Source organism: Parafrankia discariae (genome assembly GCF_000373365.1).
Taxonomy (GTDB): domain Bacteria; phylum Actinomycetota; class Actinomycetes; order Frankiales; family Frankiaceae; genus Parafrankia; species Parafrankia discariae.
Genome location: NZ_KB891253.1, coordinates 22015 through 28829 on the forward strand (window position 1 = coordinate 22015; position 6815 = coordinate 28829).

Here is a 6815-nt window from a genome sequence, read left to right on the forward strand (position 1 = left end):
GCGGGGTGGGTGCGCTCAGGTGCTCCGGATACCACCGGTGAAACCGCTGAGGCAGAAATCCCAGACTTCCTCGACGGTGATCGGATGTACGTTCTCGTCCTCGGAGACCCCGTTGGACTGGGCCAGGAACATGACGGTCTGCATCACCATCGCGGCGGCGCGGCGCGGCTTGAGATCGGGGCGCAGCTGACCGGCCGCGGCGGCCCTCGTCATCATGTCGGTGATCAGGGCGAGCAGCGGCGCGTGCGCGACCTTGACCTCGGTCGGGTGCGAGACCAACAGCTGCGGGGCGAAGTCGGTGAACAGGGGCCGCTGCTGACGTGCCCGGTCGGAGTGGCTCTGCTCGTACAGCAGGTGCACGGTGATCCGGAGCTGGCCCAGCGGGTCGGGCTCCACGGCGGAGGCCTCGCGGATCTGCCGGGCGGACTCGTTGAGGGCGTCCTCGAACAGGGCGAGCAGAAGTTCGTGCTTGCCGCTGAAATGCTGGTAGAAGCTCCGCAGCGACTGACGCGACCGATCGACGACCTCCTGCACGGTGAGGTCTATCGAGCCCTTCTCGGCGATGATGGCTTGGGCCGCGTCGAGGAACTGGACCACACGCTGCTCGGCCCGGAGCTTGGCCGCCCGGGTCGAGCGCTCGACGGCACGCTGCTTCCAGGCCGGCTCTTCCGTCGGCGTGATCACGGGCAGCTCCGTCTTCTGTGCCATGTACAGAAAGTACTGCACTGCTGCGCAGACATACTGCTAACACAGCAGGTGGTCCCACTCTGGTGCTGGCGAGATCATAGCTATCGATCAATGAGAATGGTATTCTCGCACCTGTTCGGCCGGAACGGCCGCAGGAGTGGTCGATACGTGACCTGGCACTTGCAAACCGACTCTGGGATGTTGGAGGGCCGGCGGGGGTGGCCGTCGGTCTCCCGCGCGCGCACCGGCCCGTCAGGTGTGGTGTCAGGGTGCCGGCTGCCAGGGTGCGCTCGCAAGGAGCCGATGTGACGATCTTCGCTGACCCGCGCGGCGGCGCGGGCGGCCCGGCCTGGGCCGGGGCCGCCGCCCGGCGCATCCCGGCCGGCACCGCCGCCGACGCGAGTGCAGGAGGGCGAGATGCTGTTTGAGTTCGACTCCGACCAGCGGCTGTGGCAGAAGACGATCCACGAGGTCCTGGTAAAGGAGTGCCCGCCCGCGCTGATCCGCGGGATCGTCGACGAGGGAGCCGACCCGGCCCCGCTGTGGCGGGTCTACGCCGACCTCGGCTGGACCGAGCTCACCGAGCCCAGCGAGGCCGTGGAGCTGGCGATCGTCCTGGAGGAGCTCGGCTGGGCCACCGACCCCACCCCCTACCTGGCGACGATGACCTGGTTCACCCCGCTCGCGCCCGGGGTCGCCGAGGAGGGCCGGACCGGCAGCGCCGTCCTGGACGGCGTGTCCGCTCGGCGGGACCGCGACGGCTGGCTCCTCAGTGGCGTCTCGCGCTACGTCCTCGACGGTGACCGCGCCGACCGGCTGGCCGTCGTGACCGACGCGGGGGTCTTCGTCGTCCCCGCGGCCGACGTGCGGGCCACCCGGGTCGACGTCTTCGATCCCACGCTGCACATCGCCGAGGTCTCGCTGCCCGGAGTCCGGGTCGGCGACGACGCGCGCACGGGCGCCGACCCGCGGGCGGCCCGGGACCTCGCGCTCACCGGGCTGGCGCTCACGGTCGTCGGGGCCTGCCGCCGGGTCCTGGAGCTGACGCTCGACCATGTGCGCACCCGCGAGCAGTTCGGCGCGCCGATCGGGTCGTTCCAGGCCGTCAAGCACAAGGCGGTGGACATGCACGTGGCGGTGGAACGCGCCCGCGCGCTGGCCTACTTCGCGGCGCTGACCATCGCGGCCGACGACCCGCGCCGCCGGCTCGCCGCCTCCATGGCGAAGGCCGCCGCCGGCGAGTGCCAGTCAGTGGTGTTCCGCAACGGCGTGCAGCTGTTCGGCGCCATGGGCTTCACCTGGGAGAACGACCTGCAGTTCGCGCTCAAGCGGGCAGTCGCCGGCGAGCTGCTGCTCGGCGGCGCCGCCGAGCACCGGGCGCTGATCGCCGAGGAGTACCGTGCAGCTCACCTTTGATGCCGACGTCGAGAGGTTCCGCGCCGAGTTCGCGGCGTTCCTGGACGCGAACCTGCCCAGCGAGGCCGAGACCGGCGAGCGCGCCTATTCGAGCGCGCACGTCCCCGAGTGGGCGCGCCGCTGGCAGCGGCTGCTGTTCGACTCCGGCTGGCTGCTGCCGGGCAACCCGCCGGAGTTCGGCGGGCGCAACGCCTCGATCCTCGAGCAGTACGTGCACCTCGAGGAGCTGGACCGCCGGCGCATCTACCACAGCTTCAACCCGCAGGGGCTCGGCATCATCGCCGCCTCGCTGCTGTCGTTCGGTTCCGAGGAGCAGAAGCGCCGCTGGGCGGTGCCGATCCTGCGGGTCGAGATCACCGCGGCGCTCGGGATGAGTGAGCCCGGTGCCGGCTCCGACCTGGCCTCGCTGCGGACCCGCGCCGTGCTCGACGGCGACCACTTCGTGGTGAACGGGCAGAAGATCTGGACATCCGGCGCCCACGACGCGGACGTGCTGCTCACCTTCGTCCGCACCGACCCGGACGCGCCCAAGCACAAGGGCATCAGCGTGCTGCTGATCCCCACCGACACCCCCGGTGTCACCCGTCGGCCCTTCGGCTCCCTGATCGACCGCGACGACGTCGACTTCAACGAGGTCTTCTTCGACGACGTCCGGGTGCCGGCGGAGAACCTCGTCGGCGCGCTGAACAACGGCTGGCACGTCGCGAACGGCTCGCTCGGCCACGAGCGCACCCTGCTGTGGCTGAGCTTCGCGCTGCGGCTGGAGGAGCTCGCCCGCGACTTCCGTCCCGTCGACGCGCTCGACCGCGACGCGTACGCCCGGCTCGTCATGGACGCCCAGGCGCTGAGGCTGCTCGGCTCGGCGGCGCTGGCCCGCGCGGCGCGCGGCGAGCAGGACGTCGCCGCGCTGTCCGTCCTGAAACTGCTCGGCTCGGAGGCGGTGCAGAAGGCCTCGGAGCAGGCCATGGAGTCGGCCGGCATGGCGGCACTCGAGCATCCCGGGATGACGGCGCCTTACGCTCATCTCAATCTCGACGCGTTCTCCGCCGGATGGTTCGAGCGCTACGCGAGGTCCTTCGCCGGGACCATCGCCGGTGGCACCTCGGAGATCCAGCGCACGATCGTCGCCGAGCGTGTACTCGGTCTGCCGCGAAGCTGAGGAGCCAGCCTTGTTAGTCCTATACGACGTCGCCGACGGGATCGCGACGATCACCCTGAACCGCCCCGAGGTCGCGAACGCGCAGAACGGACCCCTCCTCGAGGAGCTCGACGCGGCGTGGACGAAGGCGGCGGCGGACAGCGACGTCGCGGTGATCGTGCTGCGCGCGGAGGGGAAGCACTTCTCCGCCGGGCACGATCTGAAGTCCGGTCAGCCGCTCCCCGAGAAGATCACCCTGGAGATGCTCTACCAGCTGGAGGCCCGCCGCTACCTGGAGTTCTCGCTGCGGTGGCGCAACGTCCCCAAGCCGTCGATCGCTGCGGTGCAGGGGCGCTGCATCTCCGGCGGGCTGCTGCTGTGCTGGCCGTGCGACCTGATCGTCGCGGCCGAGGACGCGCTGTTCTCCGACCCGGTCGTCGCCATGGGCATCGGCGGTGTCGAGTACCACGGGCACACCTGGGAGCTCGGCCCGCGAAAGGCCAAGGAGATCCTGTTCACCGGGCGCGCGGTCACCGCCACCGAGGCCGAGAAGATCGGCATGGTCAACAAGGTGGTGCCCCGCGACCAGCTCGACACCGAGACCCGGGCGTTGGCCCAGCACATCGCGACGATGCCCAGCTTCGGCCTCCGGCAGGCCAAGCGCGCGGTCAACCAGACCCTCGACGTGCAGGGCTTCTACGCCGCGATCCAGTCGGTGTTCGACGTCCACCAGACCGGGCACGGCAACGCGCTGAGCGTCAGCGGCTGGCCGGTCCTGGTCGACCTGGACCAGATGAAGTCAGCGATCAAGAAGGCCGACTAGGGCCTGACCGAGACACAGCCGACGGCGGCGGGCGTGGGCGTTGGTTGCCCCGCCGGCCGCCTTTCGCCGCGCGTCGTCCGCCGACGCCGGCACATCCCGGGAGGCACCCCCATGACCGCAGCGGACACGACCGCGCCGGACCCGACCGCGGCGGACGAACGAGCCCTCGGCGGCACCGCCCGCGGCGGGCCGCGCCCGCTGGAGGGGCTGCTGGTCGTCGGTCTCGAGCAGGCCGTCGCGGCACCGATCGCCACCCGGCACCTCGCCGACATGGGTGCCCGGGTGGTGAAGGTCGAGAACCCGCGCGGCGGGGACTTCGCGCGCCACTACGACGGCGCGCTCAACGGGATGGCGGCCCACTTCGTGTGGGTCAACCGCGGCAAGGAGTCGCTGACCCTCAACCTCACCGACCCGCGGGGAGCCGAGGCGCTCGAGCGGTTGCTGGACCGGGCCGACGTCCTCATCCAGAACCTCGCGCCCGGGGCGGCGGGCCGGCGCGGCCTGGCCGCAGAGCAGGTGGTCGCCCGCCATCCGCGGATGGTCGCGGTCGACATCTCCGGTTACGGGGAGGGCGGGCCGCTCTCGCACAAGCGGGCCTACGACCTGCTGGTGCAGTCCGAAGGCGGGTCGTGCTCGGTGACCGGTGAGCCGGGCCGGCCGGCGAAGGCGGGCATTCCGATCATCGACCTCGCCACCGGGATGTACGCCCTGAGCTCGATTCTCGCGGCCCTCTACGCCCGCCGGGAGACCGGGCGCGGCTCGGCGATCTCGCTCAGCCTGTTCGACGTCGTCACCGAGTGGATGGGCTACTCCCTCAACTTCACCATGGGCACCGGTGTCGAACAGCAGCCGGCCGGGGTGGGCTCACCGGCCGTCGCCCCCTACGGCGCCTACCCGACGGCGGACGGCCAGACGGTCGTCCTCGGCACCACCAACGACCGGGAGTGGCAGCGGCTGGCCCGCACCGTCCTCGACCGGCCCGACCTGGCCGACGACCCGGCCTTCGCCGGCAACGCCGACCGGGTGCGCGAGCGCGCCCGCCTCGACGAGGTGATCACGGCCTGGTCGAAGAGCGTCACCCTGGTGGAGGCGCAGGAGATCCTCGACGGCGCCGAGCTCGGCAACGCCCGCCTCAACGGCGTCCAGGACGTCCTGGACCACCCGCACCTGCGTGAACGCGACCGCTGGCGGGATGTCTCGACCCCCACCGGCGCCGTCCAGGCGCTGCTGCCCCCGCCGATCGCCGCCGAGTGGACGCCCCCGATGGGCGCGGTCCCCGCCCTCGGTGAGCACACCGACGCCCTCCTCTCCGAGCTCGGCTACCCGACTGAGGAGATCGCCGCCCTGCGCCGCGACCGGGTGGTGTAACCCGACCCGCGCGGCGCGGGGCCGCTCGCCCTTTCGTTTCTTGCTCGCCATTTCGGGGTCGATTCCGTGGGAGTCCCCTCCGGAAGGGCGAGCAAGAAAGCAAAGGGCGAGCGGGCTCTTCGGCGTTGGTCTGCCTGGTCAGAGGTTGATCAGGCGTGGGGCGTGTTGGTTCTGGCGGATGTGGGTGCCGGCCTGGCGGGTGAGGTCGCGGGTGCTGCCGAGGAGGCCGTCGAGGGTGAGGACGCGGCGGAGGTGGTGGTGGAAGTCGTGTTCGGCGGTGAAGCCGATGCCGGCGAGGACTTGTTGGCAGTGGCGGGCGGTGTCGAGGGCGGCTTTGCCGGCGGCGGCTTTGGCGAGTAGGGCGGTGAGGGTGATGTCGCTGGTGGTGGCTGTCGTGCTGGTGGCGGTGGTGGTGGCGGTGTGGAGGGTGGCTTCGGCGCCGTCGAGGGCGACGAGGGTTTCGGCGAGGCGGTGGCGGACGGCCTGGAAGGAGGCGATGGGCCGGCCGAACTGGGTGCGGGCGAGGGCGTGTTCGCGGGTGAGGGTGAGCATGGTGCGTCCGGTGCCCAGGAGCCACCAGCCCAGGGCGCGTTGTCCGGCGGCGAGGGGGAGGGTGGGGTCGCCGGGGCTGGTGGTGGCGTGCAGTGGGAGGGCGGGGTCGATCACGCTGGTGGGCTGGGTCGTGTCGGGGTGGGTGCGTTCCCAGGTGAGCCAGGTGCCGCCGGTGTAGGGCAGGGGGAGGGTGCCGCCGAGGGGTTGTCCGGTGGCGTGGAGGAGGACGTCGTTGAGGATGGGGGCGTGGGTGCCGGTTTCGCCGAGGAGGGTGAAGACGACGGGGATGGCGGTGTCGGGTTCCTCGGTGAGGAGTTCGGGCCAGCCGAGGTCGGTGAGGGTGGTGTCGAGGGCGGTGCCGGTGGTGCCGGTCATGGCTTTGCGGAAGGTTTCGGTGAGGAGTTCGCGTTCGGCGGCGTCCATGGTTATTCCTTGCCGAGGTCGAGGAGTCGGCGGGCGATGATGTTCCGCTGGATCTCGGCGGTTCCGCCGTAGATGGTGGCGGCGCGGGAGTAGAGGTATTCGGAGCGCCAGCGGGTGTCGGTGAGTTCGAGGGTGCCGGGGAGCAGGTCGCGGGCGGTGTCGTAGAGGCGTTGCTCGGCGGTGGCGAGCAGCACCTTGTCGACCGACGTCTCCGGNCCNANNNGNNNGCCTTCACCGAGGCGGCGCTGGGTGGCGTGGGAGCGGCAGCGGATGGTGTGCAGCGCCAGGTAGGCCGCTCCCAGATCCGCGTCGGCCTGATCACCCGGCACGGTCGTCTCGGTCACCAGCCGGTCCAGCCGGGTGAACAGGTGCGCGACCCGGTGCCAGAAGCAGGTGGAACGCTCGTGG

Annotated in this window: 8 protein-coding genes; 5 read left to right on the forward strand and 3 right to left on the reverse strand. The window is 71.3% G+C overall.

The annotated features are described in order from the left end of the window. Nucleotides 1-15: 15 nt before the first annotated feature. The gene (locus tag B056_RS0128915; protein ID WP_051105774.1) at nucleotides 16-708 is read right to left on the reverse strand and encodes a TetR/AcrR family transcriptional regulator; all 693 of its coding nucleotides are present in this window, start codon (nucleotides 706-708) and stop codon (nucleotides 16-18) included. A gap of 284 nt (nucleotides 709-992) precedes the next feature. Between B056_RS0128915 and B056_RS45550 the strand changes: the two genes are divergently transcribed. From B056_RS45550 to B056_RS0128935, 5 genes are all read left to right on the forward strand, one after another. Continuing rightward, nucleotides 993-1115, forward strand: a complete 123-nt coding sequence (locus B056_RS45550) for a hypothetical protein (protein WP_268258400.1) — start codon at nucleotides 993-995, stop codon at nucleotides 1113-1115. Then, complete coding sequence (locus B056_RS0128920; RefSeq protein WP_026240259.1) at nucleotides 1105-2103, forward strand: acyl-CoA dehydrogenase family protein; 999 nt, start codon at nucleotides 1105-1107, stop codon at nucleotides 2101-2103. The genes B056_RS45550 and B056_RS0128920 overlap by 11 nt, the downstream gene beginning before the upstream one ends. Continuing rightward, nucleotides 2087-3262 carry an acyl-CoA dehydrogenase family protein gene (locus tag B056_RS0128925; RefSeq protein ID WP_018505328.1) on the forward strand — a complete coding sequence of 392 codons (1176 nt, stop codon included), beginning with the start codon at nucleotides 2087-2089 and terminating at the stop codon, nucleotides 3260-3262. Before B056_RS0128920 ends, B056_RS0128925 begins: the two co-directional genes overlap by 17 nt. Before the next feature lie 10 nt (nucleotides 3263-3272). Further along, entirely contained in the window at nucleotides 3273-4064 is a 792-nt protein-coding gene (locus B056_RS0128930; RefSeq protein WP_026240260.1) for an enoyl-CoA hydratase, read from the forward strand. Between the two features lie 111 nt (nucleotides 4065-4175). Then, nucleotides 4176-5432, forward strand: a complete 1257-nt coding sequence (locus B056_RS0128935) for a CaiB/BaiF CoA transferase family protein (protein WP_018505330.1) — start codon at nucleotides 4176-4178, stop codon at nucleotides 5430-5432. Between the two features lie 138 nt (nucleotides 5433-5570). Here B056_RS0128935 and B056_RS0128940 read toward each other — a convergent pair whose 3' ends face one another. Next, nucleotides 5571-6407 (reverse strand): acyl-CoA dehydrogenase family protein, encoded by an 837-nt coding sequence (locus B056_RS0128940; RefSeq protein ID WP_018505331.1) that lies wholly within the window; start codon nucleotides 6405-6407, stop codon nucleotides 5571-5573. 2 nt (nucleotides 6408-6409) lie between these two features. Beyond that, the coding region (locus B056_RS0128945) for an acyl-CoA dehydrogenase family protein (RefSeq protein WP_018505332.1) at nucleotides 6410-6815 on the reverse strand (406 nt) is incomplete at its 5' end.

What these genes read in the sequence shown, in the direction of transcription:
- B056_RS0128915 (WP_051105774.1), bottom strand. Translation starts at nt 708, where the DNA reads ATGGCACAGAAGACGGAGCTGCCCGTGATCACGCCGACGGAAGAGCCG.
- B056_RS0128920 (WP_026240259.1), top strand. Translation starts at nt 1,105, where the DNA reads ATGCTGTTTGAGTTCGACTCCGACCAGCGGCTGTGGCAGAAGACGATC.
- B056_RS0128935 (WP_018505330.1), top strand. Translation starts at nt 4,176, where the DNA reads ATGACCGCAGCGGACACGACCGCGCCGGACCCGACCGCGGCGGACGAA.
- B056_RS0128940 (WP_018505331.1), bottom strand. Translation starts at nt 6,407, where the DNA reads ATGGACGCCGCCGAACGCGAACTCCTCACCGAAACCTTCCGCAAAGCC.